Source organism: Bradyrhizobium sp. LLZ17 (assembly GCF_041200145.1).
Classification (GTDB): domain Bacteria; phylum Pseudomonadota; class Alphaproteobacteria; order Rhizobiales; family Xanthobacteraceae; genus Bradyrhizobium.
Genome location: NZ_CP165734.1, coordinates 4,840,246 through 4,859,162 on the forward strand (window position 1 = coordinate 4,840,246; position 18,917 = coordinate 4,859,162).

Below are 18,917 nucleotides of genomic sequence, written 5' to 3' on the forward strand. Positions count from 1 at the left end.
TCTTCGGTATTTTTTGACGGGTTTTCTTGCGCGAAGGAGATCCACTTAGCTCGAAAACACTCCGGTCTCACCAATCGGTGGATGGAACGCAATCGGTAAGAATTCATTCATAAATGCGGGTGCACACACATATCCGCGGTCTCGGCTCTCCTCTACCTAAAACTTTTAGAATCTTAAGGTTTGAGTCTGTGTGACCGTGAATAGGACTCACACAACGCCTTCCGCCCGTTCACCGGCGCTTGTTCACATCCATCAACATGTCCTGCGATGATCCCGGCTGACTGGATAAGTCATCCGGCCTCAAGGGCTTGCGCGCGGCGCTCGGCAGCTTATCAAGAGGGTTGTCCGCACAATCCCATTTTCGCGTTGGGCGGCCACCGAACTTGTTCAGACCGGCAGTGGTGTGAACAAAATTGGCACTTGTCCCGCCCTTGGTGTCGCGCAACCCTTTCCAAGGGGTTAAGGTCCACAGAAATCCACAAACCACACCGCCTTCATACAAAGAGCTTTTGTGCCGACCTCGAACAATTATTTTCATCTGCACCTCGTCTCCGACTCCACCGGTGAGACGCTGATCACCGTGGCCCGCGCGGTCGCCGCGCAATATGCCAACGTGACCCCGGTCGAGCATGTCTATCCGCTGGTGCGCAGCCAGAAGCAGCTCGATCGTGTCCTCGACGAGATCGAGGAAGCGCCGGGGATCGTGCTGTTCACGCTGCTGGAAAAGGACCTGGTCGCGCGGCTCGAGGACAAGTGCAAGGGAATCAACGTTCCGAGCCTGTCGATCATCGGGCCGGTGATGCAATTGTTCGAGGCTTATCTCGGGGCTGCCACGACCGGCCGCGTCGGCGCCCAGCACGTCCTCAACGCCGAATATTTCAAGCGTATCGATGCGCTGAACTACACCATGATCCATGACGACGGTCAGCATGTCGAGGGGCTCGAAGACGCGGATGTCGTGCTCGTCGGTGTCTCCCGCACCTCGAAGACGCCAACGTCGATCTATCTCGCCAACCGCGGCATTCGCACGGCCAATGTGCCGCTGGTGCCGGGCATTCCCGTGCCGGCGCAGTTGGAGACGCTGACCAGGCCGCTGGTCGTCAGCCTGCATGCGACGCCGGAGCGCCTGATCCAGGTCCGCCAGAATCGCCTGCTCTCGATGGGCGCCGATTCCAGCAGCGACACCTATACCGACAGGCAAGCCGTCGCCGAGGAGGTCGCGTTTGCGCGCAAGCTGAGTGCCAAGCACGATTGGCCGCTGCTGGACGTCACGCGGCGCTCGATCGAGGAAACCGCCGCGGCGATCATGAAGCTCTACAGCGATCGCCAACGCAACCGGCCATCGGACTAGTTTCGCCCATGAGTCTCTGGCGCGGCGAAACTCCGTTGATCCTGGCCTCGCAAAGCAGCGCGCGAAAAATGTTGCTGGCCAACGCCGGGTTGGAGTTCAAGGCGATCACGGCAGACATCGACGAGCGCAGCATTCAGGCTGCTTCAAAGCTGTCGAATCCGCGCGAGATCGCCCTGCTGCTGGCCCGCGAAAAGGCCAAGGCCATCTCGGCACATCATCCCGGAAGCTACGTGATCGGTGCCGATCAGACGCTGGCGCTTGGCGAGCATCTCTTCAACAAGCCCGCGGGCCGTCCCCAGGCGATGGCGCAACTGCGCGATCTCGCCGGGCAGACACATGAACTGAATTCCGCGGTAAGTGTAGTGCGCGACGGCAAGATCGTTTTTGAGGATGTCTCGGTGGCGCGCATGACCATGCGGCAGATGACCGAGGCGGAGCTTTCAGCCTATCTCGACGCGGCCGGCGATGCCGTGACGTCAAGCGTCGGCGCCTACCAGCTCGAGGGCCTGGGCATCCATTTGTTCGAACGTGTGGAAGGCGACCATTTCACCGTCCTCGGCCTGCCGCTGCTGCCGCTGCTTGCGTTCCTGCGGCGCGAGCGGCTAGTTGCGGTGTGATGGCGAGGATGGCGTGAGCTGATGCGGATCCTGGGACTGACCGGTTCGATCGGGATGGGCAAATCCACCACCGCGAAATTGTTCGCGGAGGCCGGCGTCCCCGTTTACGACGCCGATGCCGCGGTCCATCAACTCTATGAGGGGGAGGCTGCGCCGGCGATCGAGGCCGCTTTCCCCGGAACAACGTCCGAGGGCAAGGTCGATCGAACCAAGCTGTCGGCGCGCGTCGTGCACGATCCCGCTGCCATCAAGCAGCTCGAGCAGATCGTCCATCCCATGCTCGGTGCATCCCGGCAGAAATTCTTTGCCGATGCGGAAGCGGCCCACGCGCCGGTCGTGGTGCTGGACATCCCGTTGCTGTTCGAGACCGGTGGCGAGAAGCGGGTCGATGCCGTCGTCGTGGTGTCGACCTCTGCGGAACTCCAGCGCGAGCGCGTGCTGGCGCGCGGCACCATGGACGCGGCGAAACTCGACGCCATCATCGCCAAGCAGATGCCTGACGCCGAAAAACGCAAGCGCGCCGATTTCGTGGTGGATACGTCGCACGGACTGGAGCCGGTGCGTGCTCAAATCGCGCACATTCTGGCCGAGGTCGCTAAGATGCCGCAGCGGCGAGCCTGATTCGCCGTCTCACCCCGGCCCATTCTGATGCGCGAAATCGTTCTCGACACCGAAACCACCGGCCTCGATCCCCTGCGCGGCGATCGCCTGGTCGAAATCGGCTGCGTCGAGATCTATAATCGCATGCCGACCGGCCAGAGCTTCCATGTCTACATCAATCCGGAAAGGGACATGCCGGCGGAAGCGTTCGCCGTGCACGGGCTGTCGGCCGAATTTCTGGCGACCAAGCCGCTGTTCCACGAGATCGTCGACGAGTTTCTGGAGTTCATCGGCGATGCGCCGCTGGTGATCCACAACGCCTCGTTCGACATCAGCTTCATCAATGCCGAGCTCGACCGCATCAAGCGCGCGGCTGTCCCGCGCGAGCGGCTGGTCGACACGCTGCTGCTGGCGCGGCGCAAGCATCCCGGTGTGTCCAACCGGCTCGACGATCTCTGCTCGCGTTATGCCATCGACAATTCACACCGCACCAAGCATGGCGCGTTGCTCGACGCCGAGCTGCTCGCCGAGGTCTATATCGATCTGATCGGGGCGCGGCAGTCGCAGTTGATCCTGGCGTCGGACGCCAAGGAGATTCGCGTCAATGCAGCCGGCGACGCGCCGCGGCGGCAGCGGCTGGTGCCGCTTGCGCCGCGCGTGACAGACGCCGAGCGCGAGGCCCACCGGGCCTTCATCGCCACGCTCGGCGACAAGGCGATCTGGAGCGAGTACCTCGCCGCTCCAGCCGCCGTCAGTCCGGCCGCTCAGGCCTGACCGCTCGGCTGAGCGGCCATTTGCCGCTCCATGTTCTGACGATAGAGACCGACGAAATCGACCGGATCCAGCATCAGCGGCGGGAACCCGCCATCGCGCACGGCGGTGGCGATGATCTCGCGGGCGAACGGGAACAGCAGCCGCGGGCATTCGATCATGACCAGCGGGTGCAGGTTCTCCTTCGGCACGTTGGCGATCCGGAACACGCCGGCATAGGCGAGCTCGAACGAGAACATCACCTTGCCCGCGGTCTCGGCCTTGCCCTCGACCGACAGCGTTACCTCGAACTCCTGTTCGCTGAGGTTGTTGGCGTTGACGTTGATCTGGATGTTGATCTGGGGCTGCTGGCTCTGCTGCTGCAGCGAGCTCGGCGCGTTCGGATTTTCGAACGAGAGGTCCTTGGTATATTGCGCCAGCACGTTGAGCTGGGGTGCCTGGGCCGCCTCGGGAGGGGTGCCGTTGCCGTTGGTCATCAGAGTGTCTCCTTACCCGATTAGGGCTGAATTTCGCGGCGGTTGGCTAACATAGTGCTGCCTCGTTCCACAAGGACGAACGGCTCCGGATGAAGGATCCCGGCTGCGCCGACCAGTGCGACGTCTCCGCCCCAGATGCGAAATCGTACTTAAACGATTGAAGATGCGCGATTTCCGGGCATGATCCGGGTTTCCCCTCAAGCATAAAACGCGCTACACTTCGGACTGTGCCAAAAGGCGCCATTGGCCGGGCCAGATTTCGTGCCTACATCCGGCGGACGTGACGCGCGGGCCGAAAGCTGGCCTAAAATGGTGATGTAGTCTTGCCGTTCCCCCGGGGAACGGTCTACTGGCCGGACGGATTTTTCCGGCAGCGACCTCCTGAAAAGACCAGAAAGCGAATACGACGTGGACATCTACACCATCATCTTCCTGGCGCTGGCGGTCTTTATCTTCCTGCGGCTGCGCAGTGTCCTCGGGCAGCGGACCGGTAGCGAGCGGCCGCCGTTCGACCGCACCGCCCGCAATGCGCTTGGGGGTGCCCAGGACAAGAACGTCGTGACCATGCCCGGCAAGGTGATCGATCAGGCTCCGCTGGCGCCGACGGCCGAGCCGACCCCGCCCTCCGACCGCTGGAAGGGCCTCACCGAGCCCGGCACCGCGCTGGCGCTGGGCCTGGACGCCATCGCCGAGAAGGAGTCCGCGTTCGATCCCCGCCACTTCCTGTCAGGCGCCCGTGGCGCCTATGAGATGATCGTGTTGGCGTTCGCCAATGGCGACCGTCGCGCGCTGCGCGACCTGCTGTCCTCGGAGGTCTATGAGAGCTTCGATGCCGTGATCAAGGAACGCGAGAAGAACGAGCAGAAGACCGAAACGCGTTTCGTCTCGATCGACAAGGCCGAACTGGTCGGCGCCGAGTTGCGCGACCGCACCGCCCAGCTCACCGTGCGCTTCGTCTCGCAGATGATCTCGGCCACCCGCGATAAGAGCGGCAACATCGTCGACGGCAGCGCCGATTCGGTCGCTGACATCACCGATATCTGGACTTTCGCCCGCGACATCACCTCTCGCGATCCGAACTGGAAGCTGGTTGGCACCGGAAGCCCGAATTAAGCTCGTCCTCAGGAACGCTGTGACGACGCTGTGCGCAGCGGCCGTTGCGCTGTCCACGTTTTCGCTCGGCGCCGAGGCGGCGCGGCGCCACTACCGCAGCCATCACCCTCATGTGCCCGAACTGGCCGCGATCCCTCCGCGAGCCCTTCCGTATCCGCAGCTCCCGCTCCCGCTCGAAATTCCCGGCGCGCAATATCTGCCGCAGGCCTGGGCGGACGTGAAGGGCTGGAGCGATGACGATCATCTCGCGGCCTACAAGACGTTTCGTGCGAGCTGCCGTTCGATCAATGCGCAGCCAGGTGTGGGTCAACCGAAAGTCGAAGCCAAGGCCGAAGCCAAACCTGAAGCAAAGGCTCTCGGCGTCTCGCTGAGCGAACCGTGCCGGGCCGCCAAAACGCTCGAGGTCACCGACGACGCCAAGGCCAAGAGCTTCTTCGAGGACAACTTTTCACCGCTGCGGATCTCGCGCCTCGGCGAGCCCGATGGGTTCGTGACCGGCTATTACGAGCCGGTGCTGGAGGGATCGCGCACCCAGACCGAGACCTACAACGTCCCGGTCTATCGCCGGCCCTCGAACCTGTTCGTGCGCGGCTACAACCAGGCCTCGGTCAGCCTGCCCAACAAGGGTCCGGTCTACCGCAAGATCGGCCGTCGCAAGCTCGTGCCCTATTACGATCGCGGCGAGATCGAGGACGGCAAGATCGCTGGCCGCGGGCTGGAGATCGCCTGGCTGAAAGATCCGACCGATCTCCTGTTCGCCCAGATCCAGGGCTCCGCTCGCATCAAGTTCGACGACGGCACCACCGTCCGGCTCAATTACGATTCCTATAACGGCTATCCCTACACGGCCGTGGGCCGCATCCTGATCGAGCGTGGCATCATCCCGAAGGAAGAGATGTCGATGCAGAAGATCAGGGAGTGGATGGCGCAAAACCCCGACGGGGCCAAGGAGCTGCGCCGCCAGAACCGCTCCTACATCTTCTTCCGCGAGGTCAATTTGTCCGACAAGGACGAGGCGGTGGGCGCGCAGGGCATTCCGCTGACGGCGGGCCGCTCGATCGCGGTCGACAAATCACTGCATGTCTACGGCACGCCGTTCTTCATCGAAGGCGAGCTGCCGATCGAGTCCGAGCGCGCGAAAACGCCGTTTCACCGCCTGATGATCGCGCAGGACACCGGCTCGGCCATCATCGGCCCCGCGCGCGCCGATCTGTATTTTGGTGCCGGCCAGGACGCCGGCCGGGTTTCAGGCCGGCTGCGCCACCCCATGCACTTCGTGATGCTGGTGCCGAAGAGCCTCGATCCCAGCGTACGGGGCCAAAAGCTGCCGGTGCCGGACCCGCGGCCATCGGAGAAGATCGCAAAGCTGTTTCCGCAAACCGATACGATCAAGGATACGGCTAAGGATTTAGCCAAGCCAGCGGCTCCCGCCGCGGCCGCGACGCAAGACAAGAGCGAAACCGTTGCCGTCGCCAATCCGGTCCCGCTGCCGGCCCCGCGTCCTGTGATAGAGCCTGTCCGCGAGCCGCGCCGTCCCGCGAAAAGTCATCCCCATCGGCAATGAAACGATCGTCCCGTCCGCCCGTGCTGGAGCCTCGTCCCTCACCGCGCCGCCGCGCGCTGAGTGCGGAGGAGCGCGAGCTGTGGGAGCTGGTCGCCAAGCAAGTCAAGCCGCTCAGGAAGCATCGTGCGACGAAGGTGCAGGCCTCGGCGCGCACTGAGCCTCAGCCCGCGGCAACACTTGCCAAACCCGCGCCGCCGGCGCGGCCATCGGCTATCGCGCCGGCGCCACGTCCATCAAAGCCGGCAATGCCGCCTTTGGCGCCGCTCGGCAAACGCGAACGCACAAAGCTGTCGCGGGGCCGCAGCGAGATCGAGGCGCGGCTGGACCTGCACGGCATGACCCAGACGCGCGCCCATCGCGCGCTGTCGGGCTTCCTGCATCGTGCTCATCACGACGGCCTGACCTTCGTGCTGGTCATCACCGGCAAGGGTCGCAGCGGCGGCGAAAGCGGCGTGCTCCGCCGCCAGGTGCCGGAATGGCTGCGCCTGCCGGAATTCCGCGCCTTCGTGGTCGGGTTTGAGGAGGCCGGTATCGGCCACGGCGGCGAGGGCGCGCTGTATGTGCGGATCCGGCGGGCGAGGGTTTAACCGCACCACGCGTGCGACTTCTCTTGCCTCTCCCGCTTGCGGGAGAGGCCGACGCTCCGGGCGATGCGAAGCATCGTCCCGTGCGCGGCGGGTGAGGGTTCTCTCCTCTCGGGGATTCTCGCCGCTGAGAAAGCCCTCTCCCCAACCCTCTCCCGCAGGCGGGAGAGGGGGCGCACCTTCTCCGAGGTGGCGACTGAGCTTACGCCCTTAAAACGGCCGGACGATTCCGACGCGTGGAATCAGTGTGACGACCAGGCCGAAGATGTTCGTGCTGCGATCCCCGCTCGGAATCAGCGGCGTCTCTTTTGCTGCCGGCAGCATCTTCACCGCATGCAGGATCAGGAACATGCAGACCGCCCAGTTCGAAATCCAGCGCGAATAGTCGAACACCATCGCGAACATCACGAGATAGGCGAAGCTGATTCCAGCCAGCGCCGCGACGATCAGGCGTCGGTGCATGTCGCTTGCGAGCGCGCCGATCAGGCCGGCAAAGTAGCGCCACAGCGGCATGTGCAGCCAGAGCAGCAGCACAAACACGGGCACACCGAGGATGTTGTGCGGCAGGCGTCCCCAGGTGTCCGCAATCTCCTTTGCCAGCGGCTGATACCAGATGTAGCTGAATTGCAGCAGGTCGGTGCGCGAGGGATCGGCCATCCGCGTCTTCAGGTATGCGACGAAATCGGCTTCCGGGATCGGCATCGTTCCGAGAAACTGCGCCGCAAGGAACAGCGCGGAGATGACGAGCAAGGCAACGATGCCGAACGCCACATTGGTGCGATTGCAGCCGCTGGCCAGGTAATGCCTGGTCACGACGATGGTGATGATCGTCGGCACATACATCAGGAGATGGATGTGGTGGATCAGCACGAGAATGATCGAGAACAGCGCGGCAATGGCCACGAACAGAACCGAGCCGGCCGGCAACAGCAGCAGGATGGTCGCGAGCGCGCAGCCATAGATGTCGAAATGGCCGAGCGTGTGCATGAAATTCTTCAGGAAGAACGGTGAGCCTGCGGTGAAGACGAACAGCGGCAGCGTCTTCGTGGTGAAGCCGAACGTCTTCTGAAATAATCTGGCGTACAGCCCCAGCGTCACCAACCATGTCGCGCCGCCGAGCGCGAACACCAGCCCGACCTGTACCTTCGCCGTGAACAGCGCGACGATGGCGCCAATCAGCGCGCGCTTGATGAAACCGAAATGGTAGTCGACCAGCAGGTGGATGTAGGGGACGTAAGGCGGCAGCTGGATTTTGTGGATGAAGACGCCGGCAATGACCGCGGCGTTGATCGCGAGCAGGACGCGCCAGGGGTTTTTCCTGAGGTCAGCGAGCATGAGCCACCTGGCCGGCCTCAATCTTCACCGTCGTCCCGGCGAAGGCCGGGACCCATAGCCTCCCATGTTTGTTTTGCGCCAACGCTGGGGCCGCTATCATTTCCAACAAGGACCGCCGGTGAGTATGGGTCCCGGCCTTCGCCGGGACGACGCCGCAATGAATAGCGCGGACCGGCCTCGAATTACAAAATGAACCGGCTGAGGTCGGCGTTCTTGGCGAGATCGCCGACGTGCTTCTGCACGTAGTCGGCGTCGACGCGGAGGGTCTCGCCGTTGCGGTCCGGCGCGGCGAAGGAGATTTCGTCCAGCACCCGCTCCATCACGGTCTGGAGCCGGCGCGCGCCGATGTTCTCGACGCTGGAATTGACCGCGACCGCGACGTCGGCGAGCGCATCGATGGCGCCGTCGGTGATGTCGAGCGTGACGCCCTCGGTCTGCATCAGCGCGACATATTGCTTGATCAGCGAGGCCTCGGGCTCGGTCAGGATGCGCCGCATGTCGTCGCGGGTCAGCGCCTGCAACTCGACGCGGATCGGCAGGCGACCCTGCAATTCCGGCAGCAGGTCGGATGGCTTTGCGACGTGGAAGGCGCCCGATGCGATGAACAGGATGTGGTCGGTCTTGACCGCGCCGTGCTTGGTCGAGACCGTGGTGCCCTCGATCAGCGGCAGCAGGTCGCGTTGCACGCCCTCGCGCGAGACGTCGCCGCCGACGCGGCCGTCGCGGGCGCAGATCTTGTCGATCTCGTCCAGGAACACGATGCCGTTGTTCTCGACCGCGCTGATCGCCTCCAGCGTGAGCTGATCGGTGTCCAGCAGCTTGTCGGATTCCTCGTTGACGAGGATCTCGTGCGAGCTTTCCACCGTCAGCCGCCGCGTCTTGCTGCGGCCGCCGAGCTTGCCGAAGATATCGCCGATCGAAACCGCGCCCATCTGGGCGCCCGGCATGCCCGGGATCTCGAACATCGGAAAACCGCTGCCGGACGACTGCGTCTCGATCTCGATTTCCTTGTCGTTCAATTCGCCCGCGCGCAGCTTCTTGCGGAAGGAATCCCGCGTCGCTGCGCTTGAATTGGCGCCGACCAGGGCGTCGAGCACGCGTTCTTCGGCGGCCAGCTGGGCGCGCGCCTGCACGTCCTTGCGCTTGCGTTCGCGGACCTGGGCGATCGCCACCTCGACGAGATCGCGCACGATCTGCTCGACATCGCGGCCGACATAGCCGACCTCGGTGAATTTGGTGGCTTCGACCTTCAGGAACGGCGCATTGGCCAGCTTGGCGAGCCGCCGCGCGATCTCGGTTTTGCCGACGCCGGTCGGGCCGATCATCAGGATATTCTTCGGCAACACTTCCTCGCGCAAGGAACCTTCGAGCTGCTGCCGCCGCCAGCGGTTGCGCAGCGCGATCGAGACGGCGCGCTTGGCGTCGGCCTGGCCGACGATGAAACGGTCGAGTTCGGAAACGATTTCGCGGGGGAGAAGTCTGTCATGGGACCTTAGCTAGGGTCAGAAACGGGTCGGGACAAGCGGCTTTTTTGGCCGTCAGATGATCGGCGGACCCGATTGCCATTGTTTCACGGCATCGACCGGATGGACCAGCATCAAGATATTCAGCGTCAGATTGTCGCGAATGTGCAGCGCCATCATGAGCTCGAAGGCAAGCCCGATGGCGACCGTCGCCGGAATCGGTAGCACCCGCGCGCTGAGGAACCCCAGCACCATGAACAGTGTGTCCGAGACCGAATTGACGATGCTGTCGCCAAAATAATCCAGCGAGATCGTGCCGGCGCGATAACGCTCGATGATGAACGGCGAGTTCTCGACGATCTCCCAGGCGCCCTCGATCAGCATCGCGATGATCAGCCGTGCCGGCCAGGACAGCGGCAGCAGCGGCAATCGTGCGAACAGCATCCAGGTCAGTCCGTAGAACAGGAAGCCGTGCAGGACGTGCGAGAAGCTGTACCAGTCGGCGATGTGCTGGGAGTTCTCCGAGCTGTTCACCACGCCATGCCAGAGCTTGACATAACCGCAGGTGCAGATCGGCACCCGTCCCATCGCGAACAGGATTCCGGCCTGCAGGGCGAGCAGCAACAACGCGAGGCCGAGCCAATAGGTCGGGGCGACCGCAGATTTGATGCTCTCGGGAGATGGAAGCTTCATGAATCGCGGATCATCGCAGCGAGAGGCCACCGTGCGCAACCCAGCGGAAGTGCGCTCCCTCTCCCGCTTGCGGGAGAGGGTTGGGGAGCGGGTGCTTCCGCAATGGGACAGCCCCCAAGAGGACAGAGCCCTCACCCGCGCCTTCGGCGCGACCTCTCCCGCAGGCGGGAGAGGTTACAGCCAGTCCGGAGCCCCGCTGTTCGATCACAGCCCTACCCGGCCACCAGGCTCTCGATGGTGACGTTGCGGTTGGTGTAGACGCAGATGTCGGCGGCGATGTCGAGGGAGCGGCGGACAATGGTTTCGGCGTCCTTGTCGGTGTCGAGCAGGGCGCGCGCGGCCGCCAGCGCGTAATTGCCGCCGGAGCCGATCGCCATGACGCCAGCTTCGGGCTCCAGCACGTCGCCGGTGCCGGTCAGGACCAGCGAAACGTCCTTGTCGGCCACGATCATCATGGCCTCCAGCCGCCGCAGGTAACGATCGGTGCGCCAATCCTTGGCGAGCTCGACCGCGGCGCGGGTCAACTGCCCCGGATATTGCTCGAGTTTGGCTTCCAAACGCTCAAACAGCGTGAACGCGTCGGCGGTAGCGCCGGCAAAACCGCCGATGACGTCGCCCTTGCCGAGCTTGCGGACCTTTTTGGCGTTGGACTTGATCACGGTCTGGCCGATCGAGACCTGGCCGTCGCCGCCAACCACCACCTTGCCGCCCTTGCGGACGGTCAAAATCGTGGTGCCGTGCCAGACCGGCGAGCTGTTGTGGGAATCCTGCATGAAATACCTCGTTGTCCGGCCTGATCTAGGCTGTCAGCGGCCGAGACACAACGGGCCGCTCCGGTCCCAAATTTCGCTCACCATAGGCAGAAGTGCTGCCTGCCGGGGCGATCCCGCAGTAGCGAAGGCGTCATTTGGCTGTTAAAAGACCGGCGTTTTCGGCCCAATCCAGCGAAAGCTTTCCATGCGCACCGCGACGATCAAGCGCAAGACCAAGGAGACCGACATCGAGGTCACCGTGAACCTCGATGGATCCGGCGTGTCCAAAATCGCGACCGGCATCGGCTTTTTCGACCATATGCTCGATCTCCTTGCCCGCCATTCCCGCATCGACCTCACGGTCAAGGCGGTCGGCGACCTGCACATTGATCATCACCACACCACCGAAGACACCGGCATCGCGCTCGGCCAGGCCGTCAGGCAGGCGCTCGGCACCATGGCCGGCATCACCCGTTATGCCGACGTCCACATGCCCATGGACGAGACGCTGTCGCGGATCGTCATCGACATTTCGGGCCGCCCGGTCCTGGTGTTCAAGGTCGATTTTCCGCGCGACAAGATCGGCGAATTCGATACCGAGTTGGTGCGCGAGTGGTTCCAGGCCTTCGCCATGAACGCCGGCGTGACTCTCCACGTCGAGACCCTATATGGCGATAACAGCCACCATATCGCCGAGTCCTGCTTCAAAGGTCTGGCGCGGGCGCTGCGGGCGGCGGTCACGATCGATCCACGGGCGGCGGGCGAGGTGCCCTCCACCAAGGGCTCGCTCGGCGGCTGACATCTCCGCCTCGCGGCCACCGCCGCCAGCGGCGTCTATTCAATTCTCGAGAACGGGGCATCACCATGCCTGTCTACACAGTTCATGCACCCACGCCCGGCGGGGCCGATCTGCGCGCGACCGACAAGTTCGTGTTCGTGCGCGACGGCTTCCATTTCTGGGCGATGGTGTTCGGGCCGGTCTGGCTGCTCTGGAACAGGCTCTGGCTGGCATTGATCGGCTGGGTGGTCTTTCTCGCCGCGTTCGATGCCGGGCTGCATAGCCTCGGCGTGGGCCGCGGCTCGATTTCCTTCGCCAATTTCATCGTCGCGCTCCTGATGGGATTTGAGGCGTCGAGCCTGCGCCGCTGGACCTTGTCGCGCGGCAATTGGCGGCAGCTCGACGTCGTCGTTGCCGACGACGAGGACACCGCCGAGCGTCGCTTCTTCGAGCGCTGGAGCCAGAAGCAGCGCGGCATCGTCAACGATCAATGGGCGGTCGATCGCGGCGGCCCGCCGCCGACCCGCAGCGTGCCGGGTCAGCAATTCTCGAATGCGCCGCCGCTGCCGGCGGGCGGCATCATCGGATTGTTTCCAGAACCGGGAGGGTCAAGATGAGCGTCGCCATCATCGATTACGGCTCCGGCAATCTGCATTCCGCCGCCAAGGCCTTTGAGCGGGCCGCGCGCAGCATGGAGAACCCGCAAAAGGTCTTCGTCACCAGCGATCCGGACCAGGCTTACGGCGCCGATCGTCTGGTGCTGCCGGGCGTCGGCGCCTTCGCCGATTGCCGGCGCGGGTTGGATGCCGTCAACGGCATGGTCGAGGCCATCACCGAAGCGGTCCGGGTCAAGGCGCGGCCGATGTTCGGCATCTGCGTCGGCATGCAGCTGTTCGCCACCCGCGGCAAGGAGCACGTCATCACGCAAGGCCTGAACTGGATCGGCGGCGACGTCGAAAAGATCACGCCGCGCGACGAGAGCCTGAAGATTCCGCACATGGGCTGGAATACGCTCGACGTGCTGCGCGAGCATCCGGTGCTGGAGAAGCTGCCGCTCGGCCCCAAGGGCCAGCATGCTTATTTCGTGCACTCCTATCATCTGAACGCCGCCAATGAGGCGGACGTGCTCGCGCGCGCCGATTACGGCGGGCCGGTCACCGCGATCGTCGCCAAGGACACCGCCATCGGCACGCAGTTTCACCCCGAGAAGAGCCAGCGTTTTGGGCTGGCCCTGATCTCGAACTTTTTGCGATGGAAACCGTGAGGGCTCCGATGGTTTCCACCTCGTCATTGCTCGCAATGAGGGAGTGCATGGCTGATAGCCCCGTTCCCATGAGGGAGACGGGAGAAGGTGCGACATGATTCTCTTTCCCGCCATCGACCTCAAGAACGGCCAATGCGTGCGCCTCGAGCAAGGCGACATGGCGCGCGCGACGGTGTTCAACCTCGATCCCGCGGCACAGGCGCAGAGCTTCGTCGCGCAAGGTTTTGAGTATCTCCACGTCGTCGATCTTGACGGTGCCTTTGCCGGCAAGCCGGTGAACGCGCAGGCCGTCGAGTCCATGCTGAAGACGATCAAGATTCCGGTGCAGCTCGGCGGCGGCATTCGCGATCTCGCCACCGTCGAGGCCTGGCTCGCCAAGGGCATCACCCGCGTCATCATCGGCACCGCCGCGGTGCGCGATCCCGATCTGGTGAAAATGGCCTCGAAGAAATTCCCCGGCCGGGTCGCGGTCGGCCTCGATGCCCGTGACGGCAAGGTCGCGGTCGAAGGCTGGGCCGAAACCTCTGAGGTAACGGTGCTGGAGATCGCGCAGCGCTTTGAGGATGCCGGCGTCGCAGCCATCATCTTCACCGACATCGCCCGCGACGGTCTGCTGAAAGGGCTGAACCTGGACGCGACCGTCGCGCTGGCTGACGCGATCTCGATTCCCGTGATCGCCTCCGGCGGCCTCGCCTCGATCGAGGACGTCAAGGCGATGCTGGCGCCGCGGGCAAAAAAGCTCGCCGGCGCGATCGCCGGCCGCGCGCTCTACGACGGCCGGCTCGATCCCGCTGCTGCCCTCACCCTGATCCGCAACGCGCGCGCTGCCTAGGAGATTTCCGATGTTCAAGGTGCGTGTGATCCCCTGCCTCGACGTCAAGGACGGCCGCGTCGTCAAGGGCGTCAACTTCGTCGATCTGCGCGATGCCGGCGATCCCGTCGAAGCCGCGATCGCCTACGACGCCGCCGGCGCCGATGAGCTCTGCTTCCTCGACATCACCGCGACCCACGAGAACCGCGGCACCATGATGGACGTGGTCCGGCGCACGGCCGAGGCCTGCTTCATGCCGGTCACGGTGGGCGGCGGCGTGCGCGAGGTCAACGACATCAGGATGCTGCTGCGCTCCGGCGCCGACAAGGTGTCGATCAACAGCGCCGCGGTGTCGCGGCGCGAGTTCGTCAAGGAAGCGGCCGAAAAGTTCGGCGAGCAGTGCGTGGTGGTGGCGATCGACGCCAAGCGGGTCAAGCGCGCGGGCGGCTCCGAGCGCTGGGAGATCTTCACCCATGGCGGCCGCAATTCGACCGGGATCGATGCGGTCGAATATGCCCAGGAAGTGGTCTCGCTCGGCGCCGGTGAAATCCTGCTCACCTCGATGGACCGCGACGGCACAAGGCAGGGCTTTGACATCCCGCTAACCCGGGCAATCGCCGACAGCGTTCCCGTTCCCGTGATCGCCTCCGGCGGCGTCGGCAATCTCGACCATCTCGTCGACGGTATCCGCGACGGGCGCGCCACCGCCGTGCTGGCCGCCTCGATCTTCCATTTCGGGGAATTCACTATCCGGCAGGCCAAGGAGCACATGGCCCGGCGCGGGTTACCCATGCGCCTGGATGCCTGACGACTCCGGTTCATAGAAATGCTACAGGAGTTGGTAGGGACCGGCTCAATCAGCCGGAGCGTGTTTGCTGAGTATTTTGTATGCCGCGTTTCACGATCCACGACCTGGCCGCCACCATCGACGCCCGCGCGGCAGCCGGCGGCGAGGGGTCCTATACCCGCAAGCTCCTGGACAAGGGCGCCGAACATTGCGCCAAGAAGTTCGGTGAGGAAGCAGTCGAAACCGTAATCGCAGCAGTCGAAAACGATCGCGCGCATCTGATCGCCGAAGGTGCCGACCTGCTCTACCATTTCCTTGTGCTTTTGAAGGCACGCGGCATAAAGCTGGACGAAGTCGAGGCCGCGCTGGACAAGCGGACCTCGATGTCAGGGTTGGAAGAAAAGGCGTCGCGCAAGGGCGGCTAACGGAGAGGTGGCGTCATGGATATCCGCGCACCCGAGCAGCAGTATAATCCCTACCGCGTCTATACGCGCGAGGAGTGGGCGCGACTGCGCGACGACACGCCGATGACGCTGGAGCCGGGCGAGTTCGACCGGCTGCGTTCGCTGCACGACCGCCTCGACTTGCAGGAGGTGGAGGACATTTACCTGCCGCTGTCGCGCCTGCTCTCGATCTATGTCGACGCGATGCAGCGGCTGTACTACGCGGAGCGCCAGTTCCTCAACATCCGCGACCGCAAGATGCCCTACATCATCGGCGTCGCCGGGTCGGTGGCGGTCGGAAAATCCACCACGGCGCGCGTGCTCCAGGCGCTGCTGGCGCGCTGGTCGCCGCGACCCAAGGTCGAGCTGATCACCACCGACGGATTTCTCTATCCCAACGCCGTGCTCGACCGGCAGGGGATCATGCAGAAAAAGGGTTTTCCCGAGAGCTACGATCTGCCGCTGCTGCTCAGCTTCCTGTCCGACATCAAGGCCGGACGCCGCCATGTCCGCGCGCCGGTCTATTCGCATCTGACCTACGATATCGTGCCGAACCAGTGGGTCGAGATCGACCAGCCCGATATCCTGATCGTCGAGGGCGTCAACGTGCTGCAAACCGGCAAGCTGCCGCGTGACGGCAAGGCGGTGCCGGTCGTTTCCGACTTTTTCGATTTCTCGGTCTATATCGACGCCGAGGAAGCCGCGCTGCGGCGCTGGTACATCAAGCGCTTCCTGGCGCTGCGCGACACCGCTTTCACCAATCCAAAGTCCTATTTCAACCGCTATGCGCTGTTGTCCGACGAGGAGGCCACCGCCACCGCCACCGCGATCTGGGAGCGCACCAACCTCGCCAATCTCGAGGATAACATCCTGCCGACGCGCCCGCGCGCGACGCTGATCCTGAAGAAGGGCGCGGATCACGTGGTGGAGAGCGTCGCGCTGCGAAGGCTGTAGGCCACGGTCTGGTAGGGTGGGCAAAGGCGCGCTCTTCGCGCGCCGTGCCCACCATCTCTCCGCCCGCTGAGTGTAAATGGTGGGCACGCTGCGCTTTGCCCACCCTACGGCACCTTTGATCGCGGCTACACCACCCAAATGCCGCGACGCCTGAAGGTTGTGACGCCTGAAGGTTGTGACGCCCACGCCGTCATTGCTTCGTCGCAAGAGCTCCTCGCAATGACGATGGAGAGACTCTTCTACACCACCAGATGCCGTGCCGCCGCGAGTCCGGCCAGCGCTTCTTCCAGCTTGTCGCGATCGAGCGGCTTGATCAAAAATCCATTCATGCCGGCCTCGAAACAGGCATAGCGATCCTCGACCAGCGTATTCGCGGTGAGTGCCAGGATCGGCGTGTGGCGGCCGCCTGTGGTGGCCTCGTGGGCGCGGATGCGCTTGGTCGCTTCGATGCCGTCGAGCTGCGGCATCTGGATGTCCATCAGCACGAGATCATAGGGCGTACCGGCCGAGCTCGCTGCGAGCCAGGATTCCAGCGCCACCTCGCCATGGACCGCGATAACGACGCTATGGCCGAGCTTGGTCAGCAGCGATCGCATCAACAGTGCGTTGATCTCATTGTCTTCGGCGACGAGAATCGACAGGCGCTCCACCGGGGTTGCGACCGCGGCGGGTTCGACGGGCTCCGGCGCGAGATCGGGCGAGGCGATCTCCGGCGCGAGCGCCAGGCGCGCAGCGAGCGACGCCGCACGCAGCGGCTTCACCAGAAAGCCGGTGAAGGCCTCCGCGATTTTTTCATGGCGCGAGCCTGATGTCAGCAACACCAGTCGCTGTGATGCATGAGCGCGGGCGACCTCGCCCAGGCGATCGGCGACACTGGTTCCGATCGCACGATCGATCAGAACCGCATGCCATGAGCGTTCGGGCAGCAGCGCTTCGGCCACGGTCGCATCGGCCACCAGGCAGGTCTGGCCGCCCCAGCGCTCCAGCCGGCGTGCGATCAGCGATGCTTCGATGCCGTCGGCCACCACCAGGATCGACTTGCCGCTGAGGTCGGGACTCGGGAATGCGGTTTGTCCTGCGCCGGCTTGCGATGGCGAAAGCGCGATCGCGACCTCGAAGGTCGCCCCTTTGCCCGGTTCGCTCGTCAAAGTGATGCGGCCGCCCATGCGCTTGACGATGCGCTCGCTGATGGCAAGGCCGAGCCCGGTGCCGCCATAGGTGCGCGCGACCCGCTCGTCGGCCTGCTCGAATTCGCGGAAAATGCGTGACTGCGCCTCGGGCGCGATGCCGATCCCGGTGTCGCGTACCAGAAAGCTGATCTCGTTCGGCCAGATGCCGGGCTCGACGATCAGCGCGACACCGCCGCTCGCGGTGAACTTGATGGCGTTGCCGGCGAGATTGAGCAGCACCTGGCGCAGCCGGCCGGCATCGCCGCTGACCTCGAGCGGCAGGCGTTCGTCGATGTAAGCCGCGATCTCGAGATTTTTGGCTTGCGCGCGCGGCGCCAGCAGCTCGGTGATGTCCTCGATCAAGGCCGTGAGCGCGAACGGACGCTGCTCGAGGTCAAGCTTGCCGGCCTCGATCTTGGAATAGTCGAGCAGCTCCTCGATCAGCGCCATCAAGGCCTCGCCCGAGGTTTTCACGGCCCTCGCATAGGTCGCCTGCTCCGGCGTGAGCGTGGTGTCGAGCAGCAGCCCGCCCATGCCGATGATGCCGTTCAGCGGCGTGCGGATCTCGTGCGAGGCCATCGCGAGGAAGCGCGATTTGGCGCGGTTGGCGGCGTCGGCCTGGTCGCGCGCGTCCGAGAGCGCACGCTCGGTCTCGGTGCGGTCGGTAACGTCGCGTCCGACGCTCTGCAATTCGGCGGGCTGGCCGGCATCGTGTCGGACGAGGCCCTCGCGCCAAGCAATCCAGCGCGCTCCCACAAGCGTTGCGATCTTCTGGTCGTGGATGCGCGTGCCGTTGCTTTCGCGCGCGCTGTCACCCTGCTCCAGCACGTCAAAATCGAAGCGCGTGCCGACCAGTGCGCCGCGCGCTCGTCCGGCCAGCGCACAATAGGCGTCGTTGGCAAAGGTGATGCGGCCCTGATGGTCGCGCAGCACGATCAGGTCGCCCTGCGATTCGAACAGGCTGCGGGCGCGCTCTTCGGCTTCCTTCAGCTCCCAATTGCGATCGATCAGCACGTCGTTGTGGGTGGCGAGCGTGCGCAGCCGCTTGTTGACGAAACGCAACCGCATACTGAGCGTGGCGAGACCGAGGCAGGCGAGCGCGAACAGGAAGCTCGCGCCGATCGCGAACGCGTTGGGGTCGTAGCCGGATGTCTCGGACCGGCTGCCGGCGATGAAGCCATAGGCGCCGCCGAACGTCGCCGAGAAGATCATGAAGGAGCGGATCGCGAACGCGATCCTGGGATGGCGACGCCTGAAGCGGCGCATGTGCACCTTGATCCGGAACGTCCGATCCATCGTCACCGACCCCGACTCTAAACTCTTTGACGATGTCCCGCCGACGTTGCGAACAGTTTGAGGTTTGGAGCCCGCCTCCAAACAGGATTGACGAGA

General features: G+C 64.2%; 20 protein-coding genes and 1 pseudogene. 14 read left to right on the forward strand and 7 right to left on the reverse strand.

Annotated elements, in window-relative coordinates:
- Nucleotides 1-229: 229 nt before the first annotated feature.
- Nucleotides 230-538 (reverse strand): hypothetical protein, encoded by a 309-nt coding sequence (locus tag AB8Z38_RS23335; protein WP_369720131.1) that lies wholly within the window; start codon nucleotides 536-538, stop codon nucleotides 230-232.
- Here AB8Z38_RS23335 and AB8Z38_RS23340 point away from each other — a divergent pair.
- The 4 genes from AB8Z38_RS23340 to dnaQ are packed head-to-tail and all read left to right on the forward strand — an operon-like array spanning nucleotide 512 to nucleotide 3,342.
- On the forward strand, nucleotides 512-1,351 hold the full coding sequence (locus AB8Z38_RS23340; protein WP_369720132.1) for a pyruvate, water dikinase regulatory protein: 840 nt from the start codon (nucleotides 512-514) through the stop codon (nucleotides 1,349-1,351). The two genes, AB8Z38_RS23335 and AB8Z38_RS23340, sit on opposite strands and share 27 nt — an antisense overlap.
- Before the next feature lie 8 nt (nucleotides 1,352-1,359).
- Nucleotides 1,360-1,968 carry a Maf family nucleotide pyrophosphatase gene (locus tag AB8Z38_RS23345; RefSeq protein ID WP_369720133.1) on the forward strand — a complete coding sequence of 203 codons (609 nt, stop codon included), beginning with the start codon at nucleotides 1,360-1,362 and terminating at the stop codon, nucleotides 1,966-1,968.
- A gap of 21 nt (nucleotides 1,969-1,989) precedes the next feature.
- Nucleotides 1,990-2,589: a dephospho-CoA kinase gene (gene coaE, locus AB8Z38_RS23350; protein WP_369720134.1), complete on the forward strand. Its 600-nt coding sequence runs from the start codon at nucleotides 1,990-1,992 to the stop codon at nucleotides 2,587-2,589.
- Nucleotides 2,590-2,616: 27 nt separating this feature from the next.
- Nucleotides 2,617-3,342 carry a DNA polymerase III subunit epsilon gene (gene dnaQ, locus AB8Z38_RS23355; RefSeq protein WP_369720135.1) on the forward strand — a complete coding sequence of 242 codons (726 nt, stop codon included), beginning with the start codon at nucleotides 2,617-2,619 and terminating at the stop codon, nucleotides 3,340-3,342.
- On the opposite strand, the gene secB is transcribed toward dnaQ, so the two are convergent.
- Entirely contained in the window at nucleotides 3,333-3,815 is a 483-nt protein-coding gene (gene secB, locus AB8Z38_RS23360; RefSeq protein WP_369720136.1) for a protein-export chaperone SecB, read from the reverse strand. The two genes, dnaQ and secB, sit on opposite strands and share 10 nt — an antisense overlap.
- 408 nt (nucleotides 3,816-4,223) lie before the next feature.
- Here secB and AB8Z38_RS23365 point away from each other — a divergent pair, with 408 nt between their 5' ends.
- Genes AB8Z38_RS23365 through AB8Z38_RS23375 form a run of 3 tightly spaced genes read left to right on the forward strand, consistent with a single transcriptional unit; the run spans nucleotide 4,224 to nucleotide 7,079 of the window.
- Entirely contained in the window at nucleotides 4,224-4,928 is a 705-nt protein-coding gene (locus AB8Z38_RS23365) for a Tim44/TimA family putative adaptor protein (protein WP_369720137.1), read from the forward strand.
- Nucleotides 4,906-6,492, forward strand: coding sequence for a murein transglycosylase A (locus AB8Z38_RS23370; protein WP_369720138.1), 1,587 nt, complete (start codon nucleotides 4,906-4,908; stop codon nucleotides 6,490-6,492). The genes AB8Z38_RS23365 and AB8Z38_RS23370 overlap by 23 nt, the downstream gene beginning before the upstream one ends.
- A complete protein-coding gene (locus AB8Z38_RS23375) occupies nucleotides 6,489-7,079 on the forward strand; it encodes a Smr/MutS family protein (RefSeq protein ID WP_369720139.1) in 591 nt (196 codons plus the stop codon). Before AB8Z38_RS23370 ends, AB8Z38_RS23375 begins: the two co-directional genes overlap by 4 nt.
- A gap of 207 nt (nucleotides 7,080-7,286) precedes the next feature.
- Here AB8Z38_RS23375 and AB8Z38_RS23380 read toward each other — a convergent pair whose 3' ends face one another.
- From AB8Z38_RS23380 to hslV, 4 genes and pseudogenes are all read right to left on the reverse strand, one after another.
- Entirely contained in the window at nucleotides 7,287-8,411 is a 1,125-nt protein-coding gene (locus AB8Z38_RS23380; RefSeq protein ID WP_369720140.1) for a hypothetical protein, read from the reverse strand.
- Between the two features lie 182 nt (nucleotides 8,412-8,593).
- Nucleotides 8,594-9,897, reverse strand: a pseudogene (gene hslU / locus AB8Z38_RS23385) (ATP-dependent protease ATPase subunit HslU).
- Nucleotides 9,898-9,949: 52 nt separating this feature from the next.
- Entirely contained in the window at nucleotides 9,950-10,567 is a 618-nt protein-coding gene (locus tag AB8Z38_RS23390; protein ID WP_369720141.1) for a DUF2585 domain-containing protein, read from the reverse strand.
- Nucleotides 10,568-10,779: 212 nt separating this feature from the next.
- Nucleotides 10,780-11,340 (reverse strand): ATP-dependent protease subunit HslV, encoded by a 561-nt coding sequence (gene hslV / locus AB8Z38_RS23395; protein ID WP_369720142.1) that lies wholly within the window; start codon nucleotides 11,338-11,340, stop codon nucleotides 10,780-10,782.
- A 184-nt stretch (nucleotides 11,341-11,524) separates the two neighbouring features.
- Here hslV and hisB point away from each other — a divergent pair, with 184 nt between their 5' ends.
- The 7 genes from hisB (at nucleotide 11,525) to coaA (ending at nucleotide 16,356) form a co-directional block, all read left to right on the forward strand.
- Nucleotides 11,525-12,118, forward strand: coding sequence for an imidazoleglycerol-phosphate dehydratase HisB (gene hisB, locus AB8Z38_RS23400; RefSeq protein WP_369720143.1), 594 nt, complete (start codon nucleotides 11,525-11,527; stop codon nucleotides 12,116-12,118).
- A 65-nt stretch (nucleotides 12,119-12,183) separates the two neighbouring features.
- Nucleotides 12,184-12,714, forward strand: coding sequence for a DUF2628 domain-containing protein (locus AB8Z38_RS23405; RefSeq protein ID WP_369720144.1), 531 nt, complete (start codon nucleotides 12,184-12,186; stop codon nucleotides 12,712-12,714).
- The gene (gene hisH / locus AB8Z38_RS23410) at nucleotides 12,711-13,361 is read left to right on the forward strand and encodes an imidazole glycerol phosphate synthase subunit HisH (RefSeq protein WP_369720145.1); all 651 of its coding nucleotides are present in this window, start codon (nucleotides 12,711-12,713) and stop codon (nucleotides 13,359-13,361) included. Before AB8Z38_RS23405 ends, hisH begins: the two co-directional genes overlap by 4 nt.
- 94 nt (nucleotides 13,362-13,455) lie before the next feature.
- Nucleotides 13,456-14,193: a 1-(5-phosphoribosyl)-5-[(5-phosphoribosylamino)methylideneamino]imidazole-4-carboxamide isomerase gene (gene hisA, locus AB8Z38_RS23415; protein ID WP_369720146.1), complete on the forward strand. Its 738-nt coding sequence runs from the start codon at nucleotides 13,456-13,458 to the stop codon at nucleotides 14,191-14,193.
- Between the two features lie 10 nt (nucleotides 14,194-14,203).
- Nucleotides 14,204-14,980 (forward strand): imidazole glycerol phosphate synthase subunit HisF, encoded by a 777-nt coding sequence (gene hisF, locus AB8Z38_RS23420; RefSeq protein WP_369720147.1) that lies wholly within the window; start codon nucleotides 14,204-14,206, stop codon nucleotides 14,978-14,980.
- A gap of 80 nt (nucleotides 14,981-15,060) precedes the next feature.
- Nucleotides 15,061-15,384, forward strand: a complete 324-nt coding sequence (locus AB8Z38_RS23425; RefSeq protein ID WP_369720148.1) for a phosphoribosyl-ATP diphosphatase — start codon at nucleotides 15,061-15,063, stop codon at nucleotides 15,382-15,384.
- A 15-nt stretch (nucleotides 15,385-15,399) separates the two neighbouring features.
- Nucleotides 15,400-16,356: a type I pantothenate kinase gene (coaA, locus tag AB8Z38_RS23430; protein ID WP_369720149.1), complete on the forward strand. Its 957-nt coding sequence runs from the start codon at nucleotides 15,400-15,402 to the stop codon at nucleotides 16,354-16,356.
- 239 nt (nucleotides 16,357-16,595) lie between these two features.
- Here coaA and AB8Z38_RS23435 read toward each other — a convergent pair whose 3' ends face one another.
- Nucleotides 16,596-18,821: an ATP-binding protein gene (locus AB8Z38_RS23435; protein WP_369720150.1), complete on the reverse strand. Its 2,226-nt coding sequence runs from the start codon at nucleotides 18,819-18,821 to the stop codon at nucleotides 16,596-16,598.
- Between the last annotated feature and the right edge of the window lie 96 nt (nucleotides 18,822-18,917).